This window comes from Ruegeria sp. CDSA193 (assembly GCF_059611885.1).
The window spans coordinates 343,738-367,814 of sequence record NZ_JBXWPN010000001.1; the positions used below are offsets into that span (position 1 = coordinate 343,738).

20 protein-coding genes and 1 tRNA gene are annotated in these 24,077 nt (G+C 55.2%); 6 read left to right on the forward strand and 15 right to left on the reverse strand.

The window, feature by feature from the left end:
* Positions 1-37 precede the first annotated feature (37 nt).
* Positions 38-286 carry a hypothetical protein gene (locus tag AC2FLG_RS01750; protein WP_142634203.1) on the reverse strand — a complete coding sequence of 83 codons (249 nt, stop codon included), beginning with the start codon at positions 284-286 and terminating at the stop codon, positions 38-40.
* Positions 287-497: 211 nt separating this feature from the next.
* Here AC2FLG_RS01750 and AC2FLG_RS01755 point away from each other — a divergent pair, with 211 nt between their 5' ends.
* The gene (locus AC2FLG_RS01755; protein WP_496704764.1) at positions 498-1,376 is read left to right on the forward strand and encodes a LysR family transcriptional regulator; all 879 of its coding nucleotides are present in this window, start codon (positions 498-500) and stop codon (positions 1,374-1,376) included.
* 3 nt (positions 1,377-1,379) lie between these two features.
* Here the strand turns inward: AC2FLG_RS01755 and AC2FLG_RS01760 are convergent, their stop codons facing one another.
* The 14 genes from AC2FLG_RS01760 to pyrH form a co-directional block, all read right to left on the reverse strand.
* Positions 1,380-2,057 carry a YrbL family protein gene (locus tag AC2FLG_RS01760; RefSeq protein ID WP_496700182.1) on the reverse strand — a complete coding sequence of 226 codons (678 nt, stop codon included), beginning with the start codon at positions 2,055-2,057 and terminating at the stop codon, positions 1,380-1,382.
* Between the two features lie 40 nt (positions 2,058-2,097).
* Positions 2,098-3,507, reverse strand: a complete 1,410-nt coding sequence (locus AC2FLG_RS01765) for a hypothetical protein (RefSeq protein WP_496704767.1) — start codon at positions 3,505-3,507, stop codon at positions 2,098-2,100.
* On the reverse strand, positions 3,504-4,253 hold the full coding sequence (locus tag AC2FLG_RS01770) for a methyltransferase domain-containing protein (protein WP_282021316.1): 750 nt from the start codon (positions 4,251-4,253) through the stop codon (positions 3,504-3,506). Before AC2FLG_RS01770 ends, AC2FLG_RS01765 begins: the two co-directional genes overlap by 4 nt.
* Before the next feature lie 9 nt (positions 4,254-4,262).
* On the reverse strand, positions 4,263-4,649 hold the full coding sequence (locus tag AC2FLG_RS01775; RefSeq protein WP_496704769.1) for a GtrA family protein: 387 nt from the start codon (positions 4,647-4,649) through the stop codon (positions 4,263-4,265).
* Positions 4,646-5,605, reverse strand: a complete 960-nt coding sequence (locus AC2FLG_RS01780) for a glycosyltransferase family 2 protein (protein ID WP_271946727.1) — start codon at positions 5,603-5,605, stop codon at positions 4,646-4,648. Before AC2FLG_RS01780 ends, AC2FLG_RS01775 begins: the two co-directional genes overlap by 4 nt.
* Positions 5,606-5,968: 363 nt before the next feature.
* Positions 5,969-6,058 (reverse strand) — tRNA-Ser (locus AC2FLG_RS01785).
* An 88-nt stretch (positions 6,059-6,146) separates the two neighbouring features.
* Positions 6,147-8,573 (reverse strand): DUF3772 domain-containing protein, encoded by a 2,427-nt coding sequence (locus AC2FLG_RS01790; RefSeq protein WP_496690667.1) that lies wholly within the window; start codon positions 8,571-8,573, stop codon positions 6,147-6,149.
* A complete protein-coding gene (locus AC2FLG_RS01795) occupies positions 8,573-9,607 on the reverse strand; it encodes a cysteine synthase A (RefSeq protein WP_142634220.1) in 1,035 nt (344 codons plus the stop codon). The genes AC2FLG_RS01790 and AC2FLG_RS01795 overlap by 1 nt, the downstream gene beginning before the upstream one ends.
* A gap of 66 nt (positions 9,608-9,673) precedes the next feature.
* Positions 9,674-10,792, reverse strand: a complete 1,119-nt coding sequence (locus AC2FLG_RS01800; protein WP_496704771.1) for an NUDIX domain-containing protein — start codon at positions 10,790-10,792, stop codon at positions 9,674-9,676.
* A gap of 28 nt (positions 10,793-10,820) precedes the next feature.
* A complete protein-coding gene (locus AC2FLG_RS01805; RefSeq protein ID WP_142634225.1) occupies positions 10,821-11,261 on the reverse strand; it encodes a TrgA family protein in 441 nt (146 codons plus the stop codon).
* A 16-nt stretch (positions 11,262-11,277) separates the two neighbouring features.
* Positions 11,278-12,486 (reverse strand): class I SAM-dependent methyltransferase, encoded by a 1,209-nt coding sequence (locus AC2FLG_RS01810; protein WP_496687748.1) that lies wholly within the window; start codon positions 12,484-12,486, stop codon positions 11,278-11,280.
* A 69-nt stretch (positions 12,487-12,555) separates the two neighbouring features.
* Complete coding sequence (locus tag AC2FLG_RS01815; RefSeq protein ID WP_496704773.1) at positions 12,556-13,980, reverse strand: cryptochrome/photolyase family protein; 1,425 nt, start codon at positions 13,978-13,980, stop codon at positions 12,556-12,558.
* Between the two features lie 48 nt (positions 13,981-14,028).
* Complete coding sequence (locus AC2FLG_RS01820) at positions 14,029-15,255, reverse strand: aminotransferase class V-fold PLP-dependent enzyme (protein WP_496704775.1); 1,227 nt, start codon at positions 15,253-15,255, stop codon at positions 14,029-14,031.
* 250 nt (positions 15,256-15,505) lie between these two features.
* The gene (gene pyrH / locus AC2FLG_RS01825) at positions 15,506-16,258 is read right to left on the reverse strand and encodes a UMP kinase (protein WP_271946712.1); all 753 of its coding nucleotides are present in this window, start codon (positions 16,256-16,258) and stop codon (positions 15,506-15,508) included.
* Between the two features lie 95 nt (positions 16,259-16,353).
* On the opposite strand from pyrH, the gene miaA reads away from it, so the two are divergent.
* The 5 genes from miaA to AC2FLG_RS01850 all read left to right on the forward strand — a co-directional run bounded on the left by miaA (position 16,354) and on the right by AC2FLG_RS01850 (position 24,059).
* Complete coding sequence (gene miaA / locus AC2FLG_RS01830; RefSeq protein WP_496700175.1) at positions 16,354-17,247, forward strand: tRNA (adenosine(37)-N6)-dimethylallyltransferase MiaA; 894 nt, start codon at positions 16,354-16,356, stop codon at positions 17,245-17,247.
* Between the two features lie 320 nt (positions 17,248-17,567).
* Entirely contained in the window at positions 17,568-19,238 is a 1,671-nt protein-coding gene (locus AC2FLG_RS01835) for an ABC transporter substrate-binding protein (RefSeq protein ID WP_496690672.1), read from the forward strand.
* Between the two features lie 117 nt (positions 19,239-19,355).
* Complete coding sequence (locus AC2FLG_RS01840; protein ID WP_142634237.1) at positions 19,356-20,402, forward strand: ABC transporter permease; 1,047 nt, start codon at positions 19,356-19,358, stop codon at positions 20,400-20,402.
* Between the two features lie 13 nt (positions 20,403-20,415).
* Complete coding sequence (locus AC2FLG_RS01845) at positions 20,416-21,879, forward strand: ABC transporter permease (RefSeq protein WP_142634239.1); 1,464 nt, start codon at positions 20,416-20,418, stop codon at positions 21,877-21,879.
* A gap of 92 nt (positions 21,880-21,971) precedes the next feature.
* Positions 21,972-24,059: a dipeptide ABC transporter ATP-binding protein gene (locus AC2FLG_RS01850; protein WP_142634241.1), complete on the forward strand. Its 2,088-nt coding sequence runs from the start codon at positions 21,972-21,974 to the stop codon at positions 24,057-24,059.
* Positions 24,060-24,077: the final 18 nt, after the last annotated feature.

The following is a 24,077-nucleotide window of genomic DNA, read 5'->3' on the forward strand; positions in this document are numbered from 1 at the left end:
GTCCTAACAAGTTCCTGGCGGCAACCCTACACCAAGTTTATGCCCAACGGATCAGTCCAATAATGGCAGAGGTCGCATAGAACGCCTGCAACAGCAAAAACGTCCAGCGCCGATCAATCAATGCCCATGCGGCAAACAGTGCCGACGACACCAACAGTAGGGAGAATCCAAGAATCTCAGCGCCAATATTCGAAGCAATCAGCAAGGCATAAGCCATAGCCAGAACCGATCCGGTGATCTCAAACAGTGTTGTCAGGCGGCGGTTAGCTGTTCTGTCTTCCGTCATCAATTACACTTACCTTTGCCGAAAGAAGAAGACAGCGTCAGCGGGCCAGATTTGCATTCCGACTGATGTTCGAAGTCTGTGATATCCTCCGGGTATAGATTGTTCATTTCGAAGCTCCGCGTACATTGTGTTCGCGATACCTAATCTGACATTTGCCTTTGCCGCAAATGAATGATTATCATTCAATGATCAAAATCTGTCATGGGAAATCATGAACGAACGTTTGGAAATAGACGCCTTGCGCGCGCTGCTCGCAATCGCGACCTATGGTGGTGTAACCCGTGCGGCCCGACATCTCGCGCTTTCGCAATCGGCAGTCAGCCATAAGATCGGCCGTTTAGAGCGCGTACTGAATTGCAAACTGCTGACTCGTCGCAAAGGTGCCCCCCTGTTCACCGAAGACGGGCTGCGTCTTTGTGAATACGCCCGTCGAATTACCACTCTGCATGACGAAGCGGTGGCCTCACTTGGTAACAGGCCGCTCACCGGCCACTTGCGGCTTGGCATGACCGAGGATGCGACAACCAGCGGGATCGCCCAAATTCTTGGACGTTTCACACGGCTGTACCCCGATGTTCGCGTACGAACCCGCACTGGTCAAAGCCTGAATGTTCAGGATTGGTTGAAGGCTGGTGAATTAGACTTGGCGGTGATTCAGATATTTCGCAACGACGTGCAGCCCGAAGATCTGATCCTGTTTCAGGATTCCCTTCATTGGGTCAAATCACCCGACTATCGTCTGAATCTGTCAGAACCGGTTCCGTTTCTGTCCTTTGACACACAGTGTTTCTACCGAAGATGGGGAATGGAAGACAGTCAGCAGCAGGACCACCGTTTTGACAATATCCTGGAATGTCCAAGTGCAGCAGGAATCCAGTCGGCTGTTCGATCTGGGCTGGGCATAGCGCTATTGAACGGGATGCACATTACACCAGACATGGAAGTCATCAACGATGTCTTTCCTACCCCTCCAGAGCTTGCCTATGTCGCACGGGTTCAGATGAACAACCGCAACGCCGTGACAAAAGCGCTGATTGCGGAGATAGCAAAAGAGGTCGAACGCGCGTTTCCCCTGCGCGTAGCAGTTTAGTGGTCAGGTCTTCATTAAACCAAAGCCACTCGACATCCTCTGTCGCCGACGATCGATTGACTTGCGGAACGCTGTTTCGCTGACCAGTGACAGCGGAAAAAGAACCCTCTCGCCAACGCCGTCAATCACGGTCAGCTTGCCACCTCTTTCCTGCGCACGAACGATGTTTTCGAACCCCATGTCACCCACAATGATCCGGCCACTTTCGAGATCGTCAAACAGTTCCATCAATTCAGCATGAAGACGTTCACGTCCGGCGTGATCTTTGGCCAGCGCGACGCGTTCCGAATGCAGGGTTGGCGCAAGATCTCCGTCCGGGCCGGTCAGTTTTTCCACCACTATCGCCGGGCCCGCTGATGTTGGCGCATATCCCATGAATTGCGCCAACCTCTCGATCTCGGGGCATCCACGGTTGAGCGCCGCCAGATATTCGTTTGCTTCGCGGTTCCATTGGCGCAGATTGCCATAGCGCCATTCGGCATAACGCGGCAGAAAATGGCTACGCACAGGTTCGTCCACCCGCACTTTCAGCAGCGCCCCTTCGACCTCGGGGTGCTGATAAATCAGATAGTTGCGACTTTTTCGCAGGGGTTTGTGGTCGCTCAGGTCAATCATGTCCGGGTGTTCCAACAGGGGTTGGGGTATGTGTCCTTGAATGCCGGACAGCCCAAGTGGGCGCATTCATAGAATTTTCTCAAACCTGTTACAACTCACCTTTTGATCAGGGCCCAAGATTGGGACGCGGCAAAAGGATAAAGGCCTGGTCACCAGTTGATACGACAACAGGCGTCGAGACCCAGTCGCCTGGATCGAACGGAGGTGTAATCCCATCGCATCTATCGGGCTGCTTCCAGCACATGATGATCTCGGCCCCGGTCAGATAGTTTAACCGCAACCGCAGCCCCCGTTCGAATTGAACTCTGGCGTCTGCCGCACCATTCACGCCAAGAAAATGCCCATAGATATACACGGTTTCGGCCTGTTCAGGCAGGCTTTGCGCCAATGCGCGCGTTGCTTTTTGCCAAGGCGGGATGAACATAAACGATGTTTTGCCAATGAGCATCAAATTGATCATCAACACGCACATCAACAAGATACGCGAAACACTTAACCATCTTTTTGAAGACTGCAGAAACTGAACCCCACACGTGGTGAGCACGACCCCAAACAAGATCCAAAGCCAGTTCAATGCCCGGACAGGGACCTGCACCCCCGACATCATCGCCTTGAGGATAAGCGGTGCCAGGCCAGCAAGTGCAGCCATCAGGATCGCGACGGCAAACAGCCGTCTTCGGGTAAACAGGAACCCCCAGGCGCCTGCAAATAGGGCCAAGAGCATCAAGCCATAGCTGATTGTCCCTCCGCCCATTGTATAGATGATGGATCGGAGGAATACTTTGACCTTGGTAAGGTTCAGCAGCAGGTCATCGACCGAATTTACTTCGTTCGGCCCACGCCATTCAGCAACCGGAATACCGAATATGCCATGGTAGAAGTAGTTCAGGGTGTAAACACACAGGAGCGCCAGAACCAGGCTGACAAAGAAAATGATCAACGTAACAGCGACGTTTGTATAGGTTTTTGGTGCCTTGTTTGACAGCAGGATCAGTGTCAGCAACAGGAACGGATAGGTCGTGTAGGCCATGAAGGATAAGGGCACTACTAGAACCAACAGGGCCAGCGACACACGATGCGGAAGAAACAGAACTGCCAGGCTGTACAAGGTGATAACCCAGATCCCCGGCAGCAACGTGTTGAACCAGTATGAAATCAGGAATGCTGGAACCGAAAACGCAATGAATAGCGCAAGATAACCTTTGTACCAGATCGGGTCCGAACGCTCCATGATCGCGACTGCCGCCGCAGCCGAGAACAAGCCCCAGGCTATGTTATAGAGATACATGCTTATTTGTGAGGGCCATAGAAATGGCCGGAACTGCCACCAGTAGTTCAACCAACGACCTTCATCCAAGGCCTTGTGGTAGGCAATCTCGGTCCAGCCCAGCAGCGCCGGGAAATCATCATGACGTACGAAAGGGTCGAAAAGCTGTGGCCAGTTGATCAGGAACAACGCAGCGGTGCAAAGCAGGGACAGAAAAAGAAACTCCTGCCGAGGTGTTTTTTCCGTCATGATTTGTCGCCATATGACCTTGCAATAACAGAGGCCCGGACCTGCGCGATCGCGGTGACAGCCGACCGGGGCAAGGCACGCACAACCAGCTTGCGTAGGGTCCAGCCTAAACTGCCGACCTCTTTCAACGCGCCGGGCGCGACTTTGGTATCCAGCACGTCCTGAGACAGCCGGGCTGCCCCTGACTGGTTCGCATAGAGGACAGAATTATACCGATACCAGGGTTCGATCGATTGATCCCCGAACATCTCAGGCCGCAAACAATCATAGGCCGTGTATCCCCGTTCAGCGAACAAACCCTGCCAAAAGGACAGGCGCTGTTCATTTATGTGAAACTCGCCGCCCTGCCCCGGAACGGCGGCTGAGAACAGGACCAGATCGCTATGTGTGGTCAGGCTCTGAACCAGGCTGGCCGACGCGTCATGCGGCAAGTGTTCACCGACCTCAAGCGACTGAGCCAAATCAAACTGGCGTCCAAGCTCGACCGGTTTGGACAGATCTGCACCGATAAACGCCTCAGCCGGTATCGCAAGCTTGTCACGATCCACATAGTCGCCATCGACACCGGCAATATCCTTGCAACCCGCGGCCTGCCACTCCGACAGCCACACACCCCGCCCGCAGCCAAAGTCCACGACACTGTCCGCAGAGATTTTTCCTAGAAGGCAAGCAATTAGCCTGTTTGCGGACCGCCGGGCGCCCTGGTCAATATAGTCAAAGAACTCGTTTGAATAGATATGCGACATTGCCAATCTCTAGGTTGAATTCTGCGGTTTATAGACCCACAGCCGTAGGAACGCGAAGTTGATCACAGGTAGAACAACTACAACGACAGCGGCCGAGACAACTTCGCTCAGGCCAAAACGAGGGCCGGCCAGTCCAGTAATCGCAGCTGAAACCAGCAGCCCAATTCCGACCATGCAAAGAAACCGCCCAAACTGTGCAGGAACCACCAGCGCCTGCCCGAAGGTCCAGACTGTTTGCCCAATATATTGGATCAGGATTGCGGACCCAAAAGCCAATGCATTGGCGATCCAGGGCGAATGAAACACGCCCAACAGGCCCAGATAAGCCAGCATGTAGTAACCAGCCACGCCTAAGCCCACGATGGCAAACCGGATTATGCGGCGCCGTTCGCTCATTTCTGCGCGGTCTTCTCTTCTACTATGGTGTCCGAAATCTCTGAGGTCTCTTGATCTACAAAATAGAGTGGTCGGTTTTTGGCCTCGATATACAGACGTCCGAGATATTCCCCCATGATTCCAAGCGTCAACAGCTGGATACCCGAGAAGAAACTGATCACCAGAACCGTCGAAGCCCAACCCGCAACTGCGTTGTAAAGGATCAAGGACCAAAAGACGTAGACCGCCATCAGCGCGGCGATAATTAGTGTCAGAAAGGCCATTCGTGTGGCGATCTGCAGCGGTTTGATCGAAAAACTCGCCAGTGCATCAAGCGCAAAGCGGATCATCTTGGACATCGGGTATTTGGTCTCGCCCGCGATCCGTGGGTCGCGGATGTATTCGATCCCGATTTGACGGAAACCAACCCAAGCGAACATGCCCCGAACGAACCGCGCGCGTTCCGGCATACTCAGAACCGCATCCAGCGCCCGACGGCTGACAAGCCGGAAATCGCCCGTGTCATTTGGAATGGGTACGTCCGAAAGCCGGTTCAATATGCGGTAGAAACCATGAGCTGTTACTTTCTTAATCCAACTTTCGCCTTTTCGCTCACTCCGACGCCCATAAACCACATCATAACCCTGATCCATCATCGCCATCATGTCCGACAAAAGCTCCGGCGGGTCTTGCAGATCGGCATCCAACATAAAAATCCGCTGCCCTTGGGCTGCATTCAGCCCCGCTGTCAGAGCGATCTGGTGACCGCGGTTACCCGATAGCTTCAAACCGCGAATACGCGGATGAAACTCGCTTTGGGCACAGATTGCGCGCCATGTTTCGTCATTAGACCCATCATCCACCAGAATAATCTCGGATTCGGCGTTCCATTGTTCAGTCGCAGCGATCAGGCGCTCCACCAGTAAGGGGATCGACTCCTCTTCGTTCATGCATGGAATGACGACAGACAGTAACATCTAACCTCCGGGCGCGATTTTACGGCGCACCTATCGCAAAACGGACCAGCCAAGGAATAGCGTTCACTTGGCGTTGTAGATGTATTGATATCTCAACAGACGCATCAGCGAACAAGCCGAGCGCCGAGTTTTCACCTGTAGTTACCCAACCGACACAGGAATAGGCCCTACCCAACAGTTTGACTGCCTCGCATCCTGAAATTCCCTTGCCTGCAAGAAACAGTAATTCTGGGCCATCTAAATTGGATGAATTCGCTCAACATGGGTTATGTGAATCGCTTACCGAGCCTTTTTTGCTGGGGGGTTCCAAAACAATGTCTGAGATGTGAAACACCTAAGCGTCCAAGACAAGAGCTGGTGTTGTGGCGGAGAGACAGGGATTCGAACCCTGGAGACGGTCTCCCGCCTACACACTTTCCAGGCGTGCGCCTTCGACCACTCGGCCACCTCTCCGTGCGGGCGTTATTTGGACTATCGCCTGAGGATTTGCAAGGCCCGATTAGCGTAAAATTCTCTGGCTCGTTTCAGGTCCGAACTTGCCTCAGGGTTCGTCACCATCTCCGTCGGAAAGATCAGCCTCGGTCAATTCGGCGGGCGAAGAGGCCGGAGGCGCTTTTGTCTCTGAAACAGGCTCAGATGGGGGCATTTGCGCGTTACCTGACGATTGAAGGGCCTCGGGGTTTCGCAGCCAGACATCACGCTGAGCAAACGGTATCTCGATCCCCTCTTCGACAAAGCGGCGATTGATCTCATGGTTCATGTCGGACTTCACCGAAAGAACCCAATTCACATCCCGCAAAATGGCGCGGATTTCAAAGTCCAGAGAATCCGCACCGAACCCCTGAAACACTACGCTGGGTGCCGGATTCGCCAATACCATCGGATGTGCGTTGGCGATTTCGCCCAGGATTGTCTCAACCACGCGGGTATCGGTACCATAGGCCACCCCGACCGGGACAATGACGCGTCCGATCGTATTTCCACGGGTATAGTTGGTGACAACACCGCTGATCAGGTCCGAGTTCGGGACAATGACATCTGTTCGATCGAAGGTCTCAATCCGGGTCGAGCGTACCGAGATGTCGCGCACATAACCCATCATCCCGTTTACGTCGATCCAATCGCCTTTTGAGATCGGGCGTTCGACCAAAAGGATAATGCCGGACACAAAGTTCGAGACAATGGTTTGCAGACCAAATCCGATCCCGACAGATAGCGCCCCGGCCACGATGGCCAGAGACGACAGATCGAAACCCGCAACCATGATGGCGACCAAGGCTGCCAGGAAGATACCGACATACCCCGTCCCTGAAACAATCGCGTTTTGACCACCAGGATCAATGCTCGTCTTTGGCAACAAAGAGGTCCGCAACCCACCCTGCAGGGCGCGTGTCAGTCCGTATCCGATCAGGAAAACCACCAGAAAAGTAAAGAAATTACTGGGCGAGACGGTCACGCCCCCAATGTCGAACCCCAAAAGGAGCCGCGACCATGCCTCTAACAAATCGGTCTCGCGTGCGCCCCAGATCAGCGCCAGAACCGGCAGGGCCAAAATGGCCATGGCAAAGCCAATCAGAACCGAAAACAATGTGTCCCGGGCTGCCTCACCCTTGCGGGTTATCAATCCATAAACCGAAGTCAGGAATCGTTGAAGGATGATCAGTGCGGCAATCAGGATCAACGATTTTACCGCTGGAAAAACAATGGCCTCAGCCGCGTTGTTATAACCGATGGCAGCCAGAACTGGGCTGACAACTCCCAACAGGAACAATGCTCGGCGCAAGAATTCGACCAGCTGGATGACCCCGGTTCCACGGGCATTGCCATCAGGTTCTGCCTGCACCTCGGCAAGCCGTATCTGCCGCGCACGCAACAGAACCAGAGCAGTTGCAAGAATAACTGGGAAGCCCACAACCGCGCGCGTCGCATCCGAAGTATTCTCGATCTGTTCGAAAAGGTTCCCAAGATCGTGCAAAATGAGAAAAACGGCAAGCAGATCCAGGTAGATTCGAAGCTCGGTGATCCGCTTTGGCGAGAGCTTTCTGAAACCCTGCGCCTGCTGCATTACATAGACCTGACGTCCAATCCAGTCGTAGTACAGAACAATGGCCGCCCAGAACGGTACGTTTTGTATCAGAAGGGTTCCCCGCAATCCCAATATCCCCGTCAGGACGACGGCTTTTACCAGCAACAAAACACCCAGCCATGGCAGAATTATCCGAAACAGCGATGTCAGGAATGTCCATACGCCAGTTCCCTGCCCCCCTATGGTACGCAGATAGTTCCCAGCAGCCTCGGACCAACGTTTTCCATAGCCCAGCAAAACAATGGCCACGAAGACCAGCAATAAAATTCCAAGCCCTTGTTTGCGAAGCTGCTCATGCACCACATCTGTTTGGTAGTTCTGCACAGCCTCGTTGAAAAGGCTTCGGCCCGCTTCAGTCAGATCAACCCAGGCTGGTCGCCAATAGCTGGGGTTCAGTGGCGATGGGCCGCGCTCCAACAGCTCTTTTTTCTGCCTATTTCGCAGGATCTGGTCAATTTCTGCGATCAGTCCGTTGGCGCGACTGAAGGCCTCGTCGGAAATGATATGCGGCACCCGCAGTGCGTTCAGTTGGTTTTCAAGATGTGAACGCAGCGTAGCAATGTCTTCCGGTTCGGTTGCATCACCTTCCGGTCCGGGACCCAAAGCCTTGATCTGGCTTTCCAGGGTCTGAATACGTTCGGTATTTGCACCACGCGCGCTGTTGAAAACATCTCGATAGGTATGAATTTCCGATCGCAGGTTTTCCAGCGAAGCGTTCGAGGCCCGATTGGCCTCGATCACATCTTCGGCCCGATCCGCCGTTTTTACCCAACCCTGATAGTAGTCACTTTGCCGATCCGAAAGCTGGGCCGTTGCAGGACCAGACAGAACTGCAAACAAAAGTGAAACAAGGGCCAGAAACAGGCGGACCTGCCGCAACATCATACGTCCTCGAAAACGCCCGGAATGCTACGCGGCGCCTCGGTCATCCAATCAGGAACAGGCAATTCTTTTTCGCGCAGGAATTCCGGGTTGAACAGCTTAGATTGATAGCGCGTGCCATAATCACACAGAATCGTAACAATGGTATGGCCCGGACCCAGATCCTTGGCCAGGCGCACGGCGCCAGCCATGTTGATGGCGGTCGATCCGCCCATGACCAGACCTTCGTCGCGCAGAAGGTCAAAGATATAGGGCAACGCTTCGTTATCCGTCATCTGATAGGCGAAATCCGGTTTGAACCCCTCAAGGTTCTTGGTGATCCGCACCTGGCCAATACCTTCCGCGATCGAGCTTCCCTCCATCGCGATCTCACCGGTTTTGTAATAGGAATACAACCCGGCCCCCATCGGATCGACCAATGCGATCTTGACGCCTTTGGGCTGCAGCGCCTCGGCCACACCGGCCAACGTGCCACCTGAACCAACCGCACTGACAAAGCCGTCGACCTTACCGCCGGTTTGCTCCCAGATCTCGGGGCCGGTGGTCTCGACATGGCTCTGACGGTTGGCGACGTTGTCGAACTGATTGGCCCAGATTGCGCCATTGGGTTCCGTCTGCGCCAGTTCTTCAGCTAGACGGCGAGAGTAATGTACAAAGTTGTTCGGGTTGCGATACGGCGCTGCCGGGACCTGAACCAACTGTGCACCCGCAAGACGCAGCATGTCTTTCTTTTCTTCGGACTGGGTCTCCGGGATCACGATCACGGTCTTGAAGCCCATCGACGCCCCGACAAGCGCCAGACCGATACCGGTGTTTCCAGCGGTGCCTTCAACGATGGTGCCCCCAGGTTTCAGGTCGCCCCGTGCTATGGCATCGCGAATGATATAAAGAGCGGCACGGTCCTTGACCGATTGACCAGGATTCATGAACTCGGCCTTGCCAAGAATTTCACACCCGGTTTCCTCACTGATACGGCGCAGCCGGATCAACGGAGTTTTCCCTACTGCGTCGGCAAGGTCTTTCGCAATGCGCATGGCGCCCTCATTTCTTTACGTATCAACGAAGATTTACAGATGCTGCGCAACAACCACAAGCCGCGATCACGCCCCACGCAGCCTGTCTCTGTGTCGAGCCAGCCAATGCGCCAGTGACAATAGCGGCAAATCCTTGAACCCATGCCCGTCGACTTGATCCATGAACTGAGCATAGGGAATGATTTTGGTGCGGATATCCTCACCTTCCGAGGCCAACCCGCCATCGTCTATCGTTTTCTCAAGATCGGCCAACCCTACGTAAAGATAGACGTATTCGGTGGACGATCCGCTGGACGAATAGGCCTCTCCGGCAAATTCAAGCGACTTGAGGTTGATCTGGGCTTCTTCCATCGCCTCACGCCGCGCAGCCTGTTGCGGCGTTTCACCGGGGTCAATCATGCCTGCAACGGGTTCCCACATCCACGGCTCGGGGTCTTCGATCAGGAAAACCGGCGTCCTAAATTGTTCAACCAAAAGCACCGCATCACGCCCCGGATCATATGGCAGAACCACCACAGCACTGCCCTGCATCAATCCATTGCGGTTCAGCACCGACCCCATCGTGCCGTCATTCCTTCGGTGTTGAAGCTGAACCTCCTGCATGCCGAAATAGTCAATATAGGCATGGGTATGCTCGTGTACGATCACATCCTTCTTCGGATCACGCGCGTCACCGGTTCCGCGTTTGCGTGCACCCAGCTTGGCCCAGGCGCGGGTTCGGATCGACGGAAAACTGCGCGCGATCTTGACGGCATCGGCCTTGCCGTAATAGCCCATGACCTCTTGCGCGGCGGTTAGGGTCAGATCCGCCCACGCGTCTGCCCAGTCCTGCAAGGACCATAGCTCACCGGGCGACCACAGGTCAGGCTCGGGAAAGAACACGCTGGCTTCGACAACAGAGCCATCGGGCAATTCAACGGGCTGCCGCTGCAGATCATAATCAAACCCCCCTTCATAGAAAATCAGTCGCTTGAAATCCTCGGGTTCGAGGCCCTGAACCAGAAGGCCATCCGCAACGGCCCCACGTTCTGGCTTGATCATCGGAAATGCCTCGTCGCGCACGCCGTAAACCGCGTGATCCTTCAGCTTGGCCTCCGACAAAGTCAGGCATGACAGCGAACGGCCAAGCACCAGTTGCAGCAGTGGCAGATGCCGAAGCGTGCCATAGAAAAACAGATCGTTCACAAGGGTATCTCGCGTTGGTGTTTGGGCGCTAGCGCCAGCGGCGGCTTGCTTCTTCCGTCGCCAAACCGGCGATAAGAGCGCCAATAGCCAAAGTCCACAGAATTTCCGGAGCTAACAACTGTTCGCCATAGCCAACGCCAATCTTGAATATCGCCATAAGGGCCTCGAACGGGCCGTCATAGCGGTGGCGCATGGCCAAGCGGAACATCTCATAGGTGCCCTGAACGAAAAGACCCCAAAACACCAGCGAGGCAATGCCTGTCAGTCCGTTATTGACGGCAGCGGTCCACCCCTTGCCGGTCCGTTTACCCATGATTTTCCAACCACACGCGACCCCAAGGGCCATGTTGACGACAGTGAAGTAGCCATAGCTTTTGCCTTCTTCACCATTTGCTATGATCATGCTGGAAACCAGAAATGCCACCACCGCCAGACAAAGGGCTGCGACAAGACGTGAGGCGCTGGGCATTCTAAAGGTCCGTTTACTAAGTAGGTTTCGCTATGGTGATCTGTGTCACATCACAGTTGCCGGTGTCAAAGGCCGCGCCGCAAGCGGTCAAATAATAATTCCACATGCGGCGAAAACGCTCATCAAACCCCATTCCCGAAATCTCGTCCCATTTGTCATTGAACGTCTCGTACCAGCGGCGCAGTGTCAGATCATAGCTTTTGCCGAATTCTTTTGACTTCACCACGGTCAGACCCGCATTCTCCACCTGCTCCTGCAGAATTGTCGGAGCCGGAAGCATCCCCCCCGGAAAGATATATTTCTGAATGAAATCAACACCATTCTTATACACATCCCAGCGATGATCGCCGACGGTAATGATTTGCAAGGTTGCCTGTGCGCCAGGTTTTAAGCGATCACGGATAGTGTCGAAATAGACCGGCCAATATTTCTGACCAACCGCCTCGAACATCTCAATAGAGGCGATCCCGTCATATTGGCCCCGTTCGTCACGATAGTCCTGCAGCTTCAGATCAACTAAATCTGTAAGTCCTTCTTTTTCAATGCGTTGACGGGCAAAGCTCAACTGTTCCTTGCTGATCGTCAAGCCTGTGACCCGCAGGCCACGCTCTTTTGCTGCATATTCGGCGAAACCACCCCATCCGCAGCCAATTTCCAGAATATGGTCACCGGGTTTGGCACCCATTTCATCAACCAGACTGGCGTATTTAGCGGTTTGTGCCTTTTCCAAGCTTTCCTGTCCGGTTTCGAACAAGGCACTGGAATAGGTCATGGTATCATCTAGCCATAACCCATAGAATTCATTACCTAAATCGTAATGATAAGAGATATTCTTTTTAGCCTGTCGACGGTTGTTTCGATGCAACCAAAAGCGCAGGCGTTCATAGGCCTGTACCAGAAATTTCCCGGTGAAATCGTCGTACACGGTCTCGGTACCCAGATGCACTAGATCCATGAAGGCACGCAGATCTGGTGTGCTCCAATCGCCTTCCAGATATCCGTCTGAAAACCCCAGCTCACCCTCCCGGATAAGTCGTGCAAATACGTCCGGATTGTGAATATCGACCCGTGCGACAGGCCCAGGGCGTTTGCCTTCGGTTCGAAATACACGACCGTCTGGCAAGGCAATATCAAGCTGCCCCTGCTCCATCTGGTTCAGCATATTCAGAACATGTGCAAAATATCTTGGCAGGTCTGTCTGCCCTTCGATTGTAGTTAGAACCATCCGCTCTCCCCTGTGCGGTTGTTGTAGAAGGCTAAAACGAGTTTGTGTTTCTGGCAAGTTTTCAGTTCTTTACCGGCTTTTTCGGCCCTCGTAGGCCGACAAGGCGCGCGCGCGCCCTTCGGCCAAACCCACAACAGGGTTTGGGTATGGCGCGGACGGATCAAGACCCCACTTGCAGGGAATGGCTTCAAAATAATCAAGTGCGCTTGAGGGCGGGTTTGATTGTCCTTCGGCCACCCATTTCCGCACATAGTCGCAATAGGGATCATATTTTTTTTGCTGCGCCTCGGGGTTAAAAATACGGAAAAACGGGGACGCATCTGGGCCGGACCCAGCAACCCATTGCCAACCCATCGCATTTGAGGCCGGATCCCAATCGGTCAGGCAATCGGAAAACCAGCCCATACCGATTTTCCAGTGCGCCATCAGATGTTTGGTCAAATAACTGGCGACAATCATCCGTGCGCGATTGTGCATGCGACCTGTGACGTACATCTGTCGCAACCCAGCATCGACCACGGGAATGCCTGTCCTTGCCTGCTTCCAAGCAATGATCTCGGGGCTAGAGACGTTCTGGCCCCAAGGGAACTGATCCCATTCCGGTTTCCAGTTGTTGCTTAACAAATGAGGCGTATGGAACATCAAATGATAGGCAAATTCACGCCAAACCAACTGCCGCAAATAGGCTTCGGTACCGGACATGCCGAACATCTCTGCGCCCTGGAGGGCGTGCCAGACGCTACGCGGTCCAATCTCACCCAGCGATAAATATTCGGAAATGCCCGACGTTCCATCCTCGGCCAGTTGATCCCGGGCTTCGGGATACCCCGAAAGCCGTTCCAAGAACCGATGGAGCGTTTTGAACGCTGCGTCTTCCCCTGGCTGTACATAGCGGGCGCAAACTGATGCCCCGCGGTTCATTCCCGCGGCCAATCCCCACGACTCCAGAGTATCTGTATGCGGCCATTCCTTCGGCGGGGCCAGCGCGGCGGGTCGCGCATGTGGAAATGGAACCTCGCGTCTCTGTACCGATCGCCACATTGGTGTAAACACGCGAAAAGGCGTTCCGGTCTTGGTCTGGACGGTCCAGGGCTCAAAAAGCAGGTGCCCGGAAAACGATTTGGGCTGTACGCCCAGTTTGGTCAGAGCCGTCTTGATCCTTGTATCTCGGGCAATCGTGTCCGGATCGTAAGCCCGAGACCAATAGACCTCGGTGGATCCGGTTTCCTTGATCAGGTTTTGCATAACCTCCAACGCATCCCCGCGCCGCAAGATCAGACGGCTTCCCAACTGCGCCAACGCGCGGTCAAACACCTCAAGGCCCTTGCCGAGGCGCCATTTAGGAGCCGCACCCAAGGCCTGCCCGAGATCGTCGAAAATATAGACCGGAATGATTGGCCGCCCCGTTGCCGAAGCAGCGCTGAGTGCAGGATGGTCCGACAGTCGCAAATCCTGTCGGAACCACATAATTATCGGCGGGCTCTTGGGTCCCATGACTGCTCCGTATTGTTTACCTTTCTACGCAGCAGTGCCAGAACTGGATCACAAAACAGCGTCCAACGCATTCAAAAGCTGATCAATTTCCCGTTTCGATGTGTAATGCGTAAAGCTGACTCGCAAAACACCTTGATCCAGATCCACACCCATGGCCTGTAAAGGACGCACGGCATAGAAATCTCCGCCACCGGCCATAACCCCATGCGATGCAAGACTGGCAGCAACAGATTCAGCATTTCGGTTCAGCGCCAGCGCGACCGTTGGCGCACGCCGCGAGGCATCAGAGGTTCCGATCAGACGGACTGCATTGCGATCTTTAACCGCATCCAGAACCGGTTGTAGCAGGGCGATCTCGTGCCCGCGCATCAGGTCGTGGACAAACGCCCCCCGCGCTGCAGCACCAGTTCCGGGTCCGTCATGATGTTCGCATAAAAGATCGACGTAATCCGCCATCCCCGCACTGGCGGCGATCTGTGCGTGATCCGGCCCTGCAGGGGTAAAGCGTTGATAAAGAACATCGCCGTTGAAATAGTGCCCCTGATTGGGCAACAGCTCACCCAATGCCCGGCGGATCACCATGCATCCCTGATGAGGGCCATAGGTTTTATACGCCGAAAACAGATAGATATCCGGACCCAGATCACCGACATTCGGAAATCCATGCGGCGCGTAAGAGACACCGTCGACGCAGACAAACGCGCCTGCCGCATGTGCAATCGCAGTTATCTCGGTAACCGGATTGATTTCCCCGACCACGTTCGAACAATGCGGAAAACAGACCAGACGCACCTTTTCATCCAGAATGTCCTCAAGATCCTGCGGGTTCAGAGACCCGGATTCGGGGTCTATCTGCCATTCTCGAACCTCTATGCCCTCATCTGCAAGACGGCGCCAAGGCCCCGAATTGGCCTCATGATCTTGATTTGTCACGACAATCGCATCACCCGGCTGCATCCACTGTCGGAATGCCTGCGCCAGAACATAGGTGTTCTGCGTGGTCGACGGGCCAAAGCTCAGTTCATCTGCATCCACACCCATGATCGCAGCCATTCGGGCGCGGGCCTCGTCCATTTCCTCTCCGGCCAGACGGCTGGCTTCATAGGGGGCATAGGGCTGTACCTTGCGCTGGGTGTAATAGCGCGTCAAACGATCAAGCACCGGCTTGCAAGTATATGATCCACCAGCATTTTCGAAAAATGCCTGCCCCTGCAGGCTGGGTTCGGAAAAAGCCGGGAACTGCGACCGAACAAAATTGATATCCAGAGTGCTCATGGCACGTGCCTCCTTGATCATGCTTGCCTATCCAAGAGGTGCCCGAGCATGATTTCGGAACCCTCAGAAATCATGGCAGGTCTTCCAGCCCAGCCGACACGTTCAGGTGCCCGCAGAACCTGCGCCTTTGCCGCGCAAGTACGCCGACAAATTGCCCACAGCTTTTGCCATCGTCAAGAACACTGTGCCCTGAACCAAAGAAAAAGCCGGGCAATTATGCCCGGCCTTGAAAATGAGTATCGTTCGGGTGTCAGCCCTGAACTTTTGTGTAGGTTCCCTCACCGGCCAGGATACCGCGGAAACCGCCCGGCTCATCCAATCCGAATACGATCAGAGGCAGGTTATTGTCGCGCGCTAGCGCAATGGCCGATGCATCCATGACTTTCAGCCGCTTTGCCAACACGTCATCGTAGCTGACCGAGTCATAACGCACCGCATCCGCATGTTCTTTGGGGTCTTTGTCATAGACACCGTCCACGCCGTTCTTACCCATAAAGATCGCCTCGCAAGCCATCTCATTGGCGCGCAGTGTCGCTGCGGTATCTGTGGTGAAATACGGATTCCCTGTTCCAGCGGCAAAGATGCAGACCCGTTTCTTTTCCAGATGCCGCACAGCGCGGCGGCGGATGTAAGGCTCGCAAACCTCATCCATACGAATGGCCGAGATCACACGAGTAAACACGCCAACCTCCTCAAGCGCCGATTGCATGCCAAGCGCATTCATGACCGTAGCCAGCATACCCATGTAATCCGCCGTCGTCCGTTCCATCCCCTGAGCTGAACCGCTGAGACCGCGAAAGATGTTGCCACCACCGATGACCATACAAATCTCGACCCCTAGATCGTGAACTGACTTTACCTCTTGCGCGATGCGCTGAACGGTGGGCGGATGCAGGCCAAAACCCTGATCTCCCATCAGCGCCTCGCCCGAAATCTTCAGCATCACTCGGCTGTATTTCGCCTTGGTTGTATCGACAGTGTCGGTTGTGGGGGAAAGGGTCATGTTGCGCTCCGGGCTGGCACGGGTTTAATTCCGGCGCAAAATGAAGCAAAAGCTCCGCGGGTTCAATGCGGATGATGAGGAATGAGGCAACCTGAATGGCCAATGCCAAGATGACGCAGTTTTGGGACCGCCTTCCCCCTATTCCTGACGACAAACCCGTCTTGATCGCCGGGCCCACCGCATCGGGGAAATCAGCATTGGCGCTGAAGATCGCCGAAACGTTCGGCGGCGTGATCGTCAATGCAGACGCAAGCCAGGTTTATGATTGCTGGCGCGTGATCTCGGCGCGTCCCTCCGCCGAGGAAGAAGCCCGCGCGCCGCATCTGCTTTATGGTCATGTGCCTTATGATCAGAACTATTCGACTGGCCACTGGTTGCGCGAGGTCAAGCCATTGCTGTCCGGCGGAAAGCGCCCCATCATTGTGGGCGGTACAGGTTTGTATTTTTCTGCCCTGACCGAAGGTATGGCCGATATCCCGGCGACTCCGACCAAAGTTCGGGCTGCCGCGGATCAACTGGACCTAGCTACACTGATTGATGGGGTCGATGCCAAAACCCTGGCCGGGATTGACACCCGGAATCGCGCCCGCGTTCAACGTGCGTGGGAAGTTCAGCAAGCCACCGGGCGCAGCTTGCGGGACTGGCAAGCTGACACCCCTCCTCCGGTTCTGAACCCGCAAGACGCCGTGCCCATTGTGTTTGATGTCGACAAAGAATGGCTATTGGATCGGATCAGGCGCCGGTTTGACCTGATGCTGGAAAGTGGTGCTTTGGAAGAAGTTGAGGCGATGCGAAACCGGTATGACGCCTCGCTGCCGTCTTTCAAGGCCATCGGCGTTCCCGAGTTGGTAGCCTATCTTGAAGGCCGTATCACACTGGATGACGCGCGCGAGCGCGCCACAATCTCGACCCGTCAATTTGCCAAACGTCAGCGCACGTGGTTTCGCGCTCGCATGAGAAACTGGATTCGCGCTGATTTATCAAAGTGATACTTAAGGTCGTTACAAACCCATTTTCAGGACACCAACCGAAGATTCGAAGTGATCGAATCTGATTGGCGGTCACTTATTCGAATTACCTAGAGCACAGATTAAGCATCCGCGATGACGGAAACTTCGGCCCCAGCATGTCGCTTTTGTGCAGTTGATGACGATTTCCGACATTGACCTCATGGGAAATCTGGTGCCGAATGACGCCATGGGGATGCTGCTTATCCAAAAAAGAACACACGAACCTGCTGCCTGGCACCAACTGGTCTGAGCGGTTCAGAGCTACTTCATCAAAATCGATGTCACAGGGAGAGACATTAATGAAACACCAAACCATTACCGGAGCGCCGATCCATCGTGCCGCGGAAATGCACGCGCAAGAGTACCGCGACGGGCAACTAAGCCGCCGCGAGTTTTTGGCGCGCGTGACGGCATTGGGGGTTACCGTCCCCGCCGCCTATGGAATGATCGGCCTGGCGTCTCCGGCACAAGCACAAGAGCCACCGCGCGGTGGAACTATCCGCTATCAGATGGAAGTGCGCGGCCTGAAAGATCCACGTACTTATGACTGGACGCAAATTGCGACCTTCACGGCTGGCTGGCTGGAATATCTGGTCGAATACAACAATGACGGTTCGTTCAAGCCGATGTTGCTGGAAAGCTGGGAATCCAACGATGACGCGACTGAGCACACGCTGAACGTTCGCAAAGGCGTCAAGTGGAACAATGGTGATGACTTCACCGCAGCGGATGTCGCCCGCAACATCGAAATGTGGTGTGACGCGGCAGTCGAGGGGAACTCGATGGCATCGCGCATGTCATCCCTGGTTGACGAGGCAACCCAGAAAGCGGGTGAAGGTGCAATCACTGTGGTCGATGATCACACGGTCAAGCTGACCTGCAACACGCCCGATATCACGATCATTCCAGGTATGGCCGACTATCCGGCAGCCATCGTGCACAGCAGCCACGATCCCAACAATATGCTGGCCAATCCGATTGGCACTGGCTTCATGATCCCTGAAAGCCACGAAGTGGGCGTAAAGGGTGTACTGGTCCGCAATGAAGAGCACGACTGGTGGGGATATGCTGCGGGCAAGGGTGGCTATATCGATCGGATCGAATTCATCGACTACGGCACCGACCCTGCGGCCTTCCTGGCTGCTTATGAGGCCGAAGAGATCGACATGAACTGGGAGTCGGTCGGCGAATTCGTAGACATCTTTGACAGCATCGGTCTGACACGGTCCGAGATCCCATCGGGCTTTACCATCGTCATCCGCCCGAACCAGCTGGCCGAAGATGCCGACGGCAACAAGATCTACGCCGACAAACGTGTGCGGCAGGCCCTGGCCATGGCCGTCGACAACGCCGTCTGCCTGGAGCTGGGCATGTCAGGATACGGCATTCCTGCCGACAACTGCCATGTTGGCCCGATGCACCCGGAATATGACTCGGCTGTGACCCGCCTGCCCTTTGATCCCGCAGCGGCCAAAGCGCTGATGGACGAGGCCGGAATGGGTGACTTCGAGCATGAGGTTCAGTCCATCGACGACGACTGGCGCCGCAACACGACCGCGGCCGTGGTCGCTCAGTTGAACGATGCTGGCATCAAGGCACGTCATACAGTTCTTCCGGGTTCGACCTTCTGGAACGACTGGACGAAATACGCCTTCTCGTCGACCAACTGGAACCACCGCCCGCTGGGCACGCAGGTTCTGGCGCTGGCCTACAAATCGGGCGTAGCCTGGAACGAGGCTGGTTTCGCCAATGACGAGTTCGACGCGCTTCTGGCCGAGGCAAACTCGATCGCGGATGTCGACAAACGTCGCGAAGTCATGGCCAAGCTGCAGGCGATCATGATCGAAGAAGGCGTGACCATCCAACCCTATTGGCGGACGGCGATGCGTCACCACCGGGACAATATGGTTGGGGTTGAAAAGCACATCGCCGACCTGCCACAAATCTATAAGTTCGGCATTCTTTCCTAAGCCGACATATACAAGCCGCGCCGATTGGGCGCGGCTTTTTCGTCCGTATCGTGGCGACCAAAAAACAGCGAAGTGTGGGGCTTTTGACACCTGCACTGGCCACCAACAGGGGCTAATATGGGACTATTCATTCTAAAGCGTGTCGGCATCATGCTCATCACAGCTTTGTGCCTGACATTCTTGGTCTTCTTCCTCACCAACCTGTATCCAAACCTCGAAAAGCTTGCGAAAACGCAGGGCAATTTTCGGATGTCCGACGAACAGGTTGAAAGCTATCTTCTGAAAAACGGGTATCTGCAGCCGACGCCGATCAAATACGGCGAGTGGTTGGGCGTGCTGCCATCCTATCGGCACACCAACGAAGACGGCAGCGTACAAGGAAGATGTATCCTGCCCGGTGAAACCGCAGAAAGCTCGCCAAGCTTCTGTGGCATCCTGCAGGGATACTGGGGATACTCGTCCGTTTTCAAAGAGGAAGTTTCGAAAGTTGTTGGCACCCGGTTGGCTCTGACCGGTCGGTTGATGCTTTGGGTTATGTTGCTGATGGTCCCTTCGGCGCTGATCCTTGGGGTGCTTGCGGGTATGAAGGAAGGATCGGCCACCGACCGGACCCTTTCAACATTCGCCATCACGACGACAGCGACCCCGGAATATGTCTCGGGCGTGATCTTTATCGCGATCTTCACTTCGTCCGCCGTTGGCCTGAAATGGTTCAAAGGCACCGCGACACAGGCGATGGAGAACCCAACCTTTGAAAACTTCTTCCTACCGGTACTGACTATTGCTCTCTACGGGATGGGCTATATCGCGCGTATGACCCGCGCCTCGATGACCGAGGTGATGACGGCGCAATATATCCGTACCGCGCGGCTCAAAGGTGTTTCCTTCCCGAATATCGTTATGAAGCACGCGCTGCGAAACGCGCTGATCGCACCGTTCACAGTCATCATGCTGCAGTTTCCCTGGCTGCTGAACGGCGTGGTGATCGTCGAGACCCTGTTTAACTATAAAGGTTTCGGCTGGGCGCTGGTTCAGGCAGCAGGCAATAACGACATCCAGCTTCTGCTGGCGATTTCGGTAGTGTCGGTCTTTGTGGTGCTAGTAACGCAGCTGATCTCGGATATCGGCTATGTCTACCTCAACCCACGCATCCGAATTTCGTAAGGAGGGACAGAACATGGAACCACTTACCTGGACCGGCTCTATCGCCATTCTGAACCCCTTGCTAATGATCGCATTGGTGGCACTAGGGGTATCAATCATCGTCTGGATCTTGGGCAGCATCGTGTTGCCCGAAACGCCGGTCGTCGTGAATATCGACGGCACAATCAATGCAGATACCGGCCTGCGCGGCCTGACGCAGATCGCGCTGAGATACAGCTTTTTCGCCTGCGTTGCGCTGTGTCTGGCATATGTGGTGCTTGGCATTTTGATGGGGACAAGCGCCGGGATTATCGGAGCGATCTCTCGGCAGTTTTTACCTGTCTGGATGTCGCTGATCATCCTGTTTGCAATGTCGATCGCCTTCAAGCGCAAGCTTGGCCTGTACGGCAAACTGTTTGACAGCCCCATCGGCATGATCGGTTTTGGCCTTGTGATGTTCTGGGTATTTACAGGCATTTTTGGTGCGCTGGACCTGATCGTCACGCATGATCCGCTGGCGCAAGTTTCAGGTATGAAGAACAAGTTGCCCGGAACTCCAATGCCCAGCACTGAGGACGGAACATATTCCTGGTATCTACTGGGTGGGGACAATCTGGCCCGCGATGTGTTCAGCCGGATGGTCAAAGGGGCATGGATCGTGGTGCAGATCGCACCGATGGCAACCATATTTGCCTTCATGGTCGGGATTACTCTGGGCCTGCCTGCGGGGTTTTATGGCGGACGTCTGGACACGTTCCTGTCCTTCCTGGCGAACCTGATCCTGGCCTTCCCAGTAATCCTGCTGTTCTATCTGCTGGTCACGCCCGAGATCGTGGCAACCGGTGTGCCGAACTATATGGCAGCCGTGTTGTTCGTCTTTCCGATCCTGTTTCTTTGCGTCCTGCTGAATTCGCGGTTCTATACGCGGCCCAATTTCCGCACACCTCTGCTGATCGGAGTGTTGGGCATCGCGATGTGGCTCTATCTATCTCTGATTTCAACAGACGGCTACATCATCGAAACCAACAGCTACAACATCTGGGGACTGCCCACCTATCTGGACCTGTTCAATATCCCCGGCGGCATTCTGGTCGTGTTCGTTTCGGTGGTTTTCGTAAACTCACCCACGGTATTCCGTATCGTGCGTGGCCTGGCGTTGGACATCAAAACCCGCGATTATGTTGCCGCAGCGCAAACCCGTGGTGAAGGTCCATGGTACATCATGCTTTGGGAAATCCTGCCCAATGCGCGCGGGCCGCTGATCGTCGATTTCTGTCTGCGCATTGGCTATACGACCATCCTTTTGGGAACCTTGGGATTCTTTGGCCTCGGGCTACCACCCGAAAGTCCCGATTGGGGGTCGACGATCAATGAAGGGCGCAAGCTCTTGTCGATCTATCTGCACCCTGCCCTGCCACCTGCGCTGGCGCTGTTGACACTGGTTCTTGGGTTGAACCTGTTGGCTGATGGCCTGCGCGAAGAAAGTCTGAAGGACTGATGTATGAGCGGCCGGGGGCCCTGCCCCCGGACCCCCGAGGTATTTTTGGCCAGATGAAGGGAATCCCCGGGATCTGGTGAGGAGCAACACAGATGACCAAACTTGCGTCCTATGAGGGCCCGATATTGGAGATCGACAAGCTGTCGATTTCGTTTTTCACGCGGTTGCGCGAGATCCCTGCAGTGATGGATTTTTCGGTCAGCGTGCAGCCTGGTGAAGCTGTGGGGCTGGTTGGGGAATCGGGGTGCGGGAAATCCACCGTTGCGTTGGGCGTGATGCAGGATCTGGGCAAGAACGGGCGTGTTGTTGGCGGATCCATCAAGTTCAAGGGTCGTGACCTATCCGAGATGACGGCCGAAGAGCTGCGCGATATTCGCGGCAATGAAATAGCCATGATCTATCAGGAACCTATGGCCAGCCTAAACCCCGCGATGAAGATCGGTCGGCAGCTGATGGAAGTACCGATGATCCACGAGGGCGTCAGCAAGGACGAGGCCTATGCCCGTGCGCTGGAAGTGGTCACCGATGTGCGCCTGCCCGACCCTGAACGGATGCTGAATTCTTTCCCCCACCAGCTGTCGGGAGGCCAGCAACAGCGCATCGTGATCGCGATGGCGCTGATGTCCAAGCCATCGTTGCTGATCCTGGACGAGCCCACCACCGCGCTTGACGTGACCGTCGAGGCCGCGGTGGTCGAGCTGGTCAAGGATCTGGGCAAGAAATACGGCACCTCTATGCTGTTCATCAGCCACAATCTGGGGCTGGTGCTGGAAACCTGCGACCGGCTGTGCGTGATGTATTCCGGCGAAGCGGTCGAGCGCGGCTCGATCAAGGATGTGTTCGACGAAATGCAGCACCCCTATACGCAGGCGCTCTTCCGGTCGATTCCACTGCCGGGTGCGGACAAGAACGCGCGCCCGCTGGTGGCCATTCCGGGCAATTTCCCCCTGCCACATGAGCGCCCTCCGGGCTGCAACTTTGGCCCACGCTGCGACTATTTCGAGGAAGGTCGCTGTGACGCGCAGAACATTCTGATGGAGGCCGTGCCAGGCAATGACCGGCATCATACCCGCTGTCTGAAATTTCAGGAGATCGACTGGAACGCGCCCATCACCCTGGCCGAGCAAAAGGAAAAAGGTGAGATTGGCCGCGTTGTTCTAAAGATGGAAAATCTCAAGAAATACTACGAGGTTGCGGCAAATGCATTGTTTGGCGGCGGCGAAGCGAAGGTAGTCAAAGCCAACGAAACTCTGAGCTTTGAGGCGCATGAATCCGAGACACTCGCCATTGTGGGCGAATCCGGCTGCGGCAAATCCACCTTTGCCAAAGTTCTTATGGGGTTGGAGACGGCAACGGACGGGCAGATCCTGTTGGACAACCGCAATATCGAGGACGTGCCCATCGAAGAGCGCGACGCCAAGACGGTGGGCGAGGTTCAGATGGTGTTCCAGAATCCATTCGACACGTTGAATCCTTCGATGACCGTGGGCCGTCAGATCATCCGCGCTCTGGAAATCTTTGGCGTCGGTAAGTCCGAAGCCGAGCGCAAGAAGCGGATGCTCGAACTGTTGGACTTGGTGAAACTGCCCCGCGCCTTTGCCGAGCGGATGCCTCGACAGCTGTCGGGTGGTCAGAAACAGCGTGTCGGCATCGCCCGGGCCTTTGCCGGGGATGCGCGGATCGTGGTGGCGGATGAGCCGGTCTCGGCGCTGGATGTATCGGTGCAGGCGGCGGTAACCGACCTGCTGATGGAGATCCAACGCGAGCACAAAACCACACTGCTGTTCATCAGCCACGACCTGTCGATCGTGCGCTATCTCAGCGACCGGGTGATGGTGATGTATCTGGGCCATGTGGTCGAGCTGGGCACCACTGATCAGGTGTTTGCGCCGCCCTATCACCCCTATACAGAAGCCCTGCTGAGCGCGGTCCCCATCGCCGATACCTCGGTCGAGAAGCAGCACATCGTCTTGGAAGGCGACATCCCATCAGCGATGAACCCGCCTCCTGGCTGTCCGTTTCAGACCCGCTGTCGCTGGAAATCCGAAGTCCCCAACGGTCTTTGCGAAAGAGATGTCCCACCCGTGAAAACCCTGGCAGACGGTCATCAGGTCAAATGCCATCTGGCAGACGACATCCTGGCACGTATGGAACCCGTCATAAAAATCGCCGCTGAGTAATGGGATTGGGTACGCAAC

What these genes read in the sequence shown, in the direction of transcription:
- AC2FLG_RS01795 (WP_142634220.1), bottom strand. Translation starts at nt 9,607, where the DNA reads ATGCGCATTGCGAAAGACCTTGCCGACGCAGTAGGGAAAACTCCGTTG.
- AC2FLG_RS01750 (WP_142634203.1), bottom strand. Translation starts at nt 286, where the DNA reads ATGACGGAAGACAGAACAGCTAACCGCCGCCTGACAACACTGTTTGAG.
- pyrH (WP_271946712.1), bottom strand. Translation starts at nt 16,258, where the DNA reads ATGACCCTTTCCCCCACAACCGACACTGTCGATACAACCAAGGCGAAA.
- AC2FLG_RS01790 (WP_496690667.1), bottom strand. Translation starts at nt 8,573, where the DNA reads ATGTTGCGGCAGGTCCGCCTGTTTCTGGCCCTTGTTTCACTTTTGTTT.
- AC2FLG_RS01760 (WP_496700182.1), bottom strand. Translation starts at nt 2,057, where the DNA reads ATGCGCCCACTTGGGCTGTCCGGCATTCAAGGACACATACCCCAACCC.
- AC2FLG_RS01755 (WP_496704764.1), top strand. Translation starts at nt 498, where the DNA reads ATGAACGAACGTTTGGAAATAGACGCCTTGCGCGCGCTGCTCGCAATC.
- AC2FLG_RS01820 (WP_496704775.1), bottom strand. Translation starts at nt 15,255, where the DNA reads ATGAGCACTCTGGATATCAATTTTGTTCGGTCGCAGTTCCCGGCTTTT.
- miaA (WP_496700175.1), top strand. Translation starts at nt 16,354, where the DNA reads ATGGCCAATGCCAAGATGACGCAGTTTTGGGACCGCCTTCCCCCTATT.
- AC2FLG_RS01850 (WP_142634241.1), top strand. Translation starts at nt 21,972, where the DNA reads ATGACCAAACTTGCGTCCTATGAGGGCCCGATATTGGAGATCGACAAG.
- AC2FLG_RS01765 (WP_496704767.1), bottom strand. Translation starts at nt 3,507, where the DNA reads ATGACGGAAAAAACACCTCGGCAGGAGTTTCTTTTTCTGTCCCTGCTT.
- AC2FLG_RS01835 (WP_496690672.1), top strand. Translation starts at nt 17,568, where the DNA reads ATGAAACACCAAACCATTACCGGAGCGCCGATCCATCGTGCCGCGGAA.
- AC2FLG_RS01845 (WP_142634239.1), top strand. Translation starts at nt 20,416, where the DNA reads ATGGAACCACTTACCTGGACCGGCTCTATCGCCATTCTGAACCCCTTG.
- AC2FLG_RS01840 (WP_142634237.1), top strand. Translation starts at nt 19,356, where the DNA reads ATGGGACTATTCATTCTAAAGCGTGTCGGCATCATGCTCATCACAGCT.
- AC2FLG_RS01770 (WP_282021316.1), bottom strand. Translation starts at nt 4,253, where the DNA reads ATGTCGCATATCTATTCAAACGAGTTCTTTGACTATATTGACCAGGGC.
- AC2FLG_RS01805 (WP_142634225.1), bottom strand. Translation starts at nt 11,261, where the DNA reads ATGCCCAGCGCCTCACGTCTTGTCGCAGCCCTTTGTCTGGCGGTGGTG.
- AC2FLG_RS01780 (WP_271946727.1), bottom strand. Translation starts at nt 5,605, where the DNA reads ATGTTACTGTCTGTCGTCATTCCATGCATGAACGAAGAGGAGTCGATC.
- AC2FLG_RS01775 (WP_496704769.1), bottom strand. Translation starts at nt 4,649, where the DNA reads ATGAGCGAACGGCGCCGCATAATCCGGTTTGCCATCGTGGGCTTAGGC.
- AC2FLG_RS01815 (WP_496704773.1), bottom strand. Translation starts at nt 13,980, where the DNA reads ATGGGACCCAAGAGCCCGCCGATAATTATGTGGTTCCGACAGGATTTG.
- AC2FLG_RS01810 (WP_496687748.1), bottom strand. Translation starts at nt 12,486, where the DNA reads ATGGTTCTAACTACAATCGAAGGGCAGACAGACCTGCCAAGATATTTT.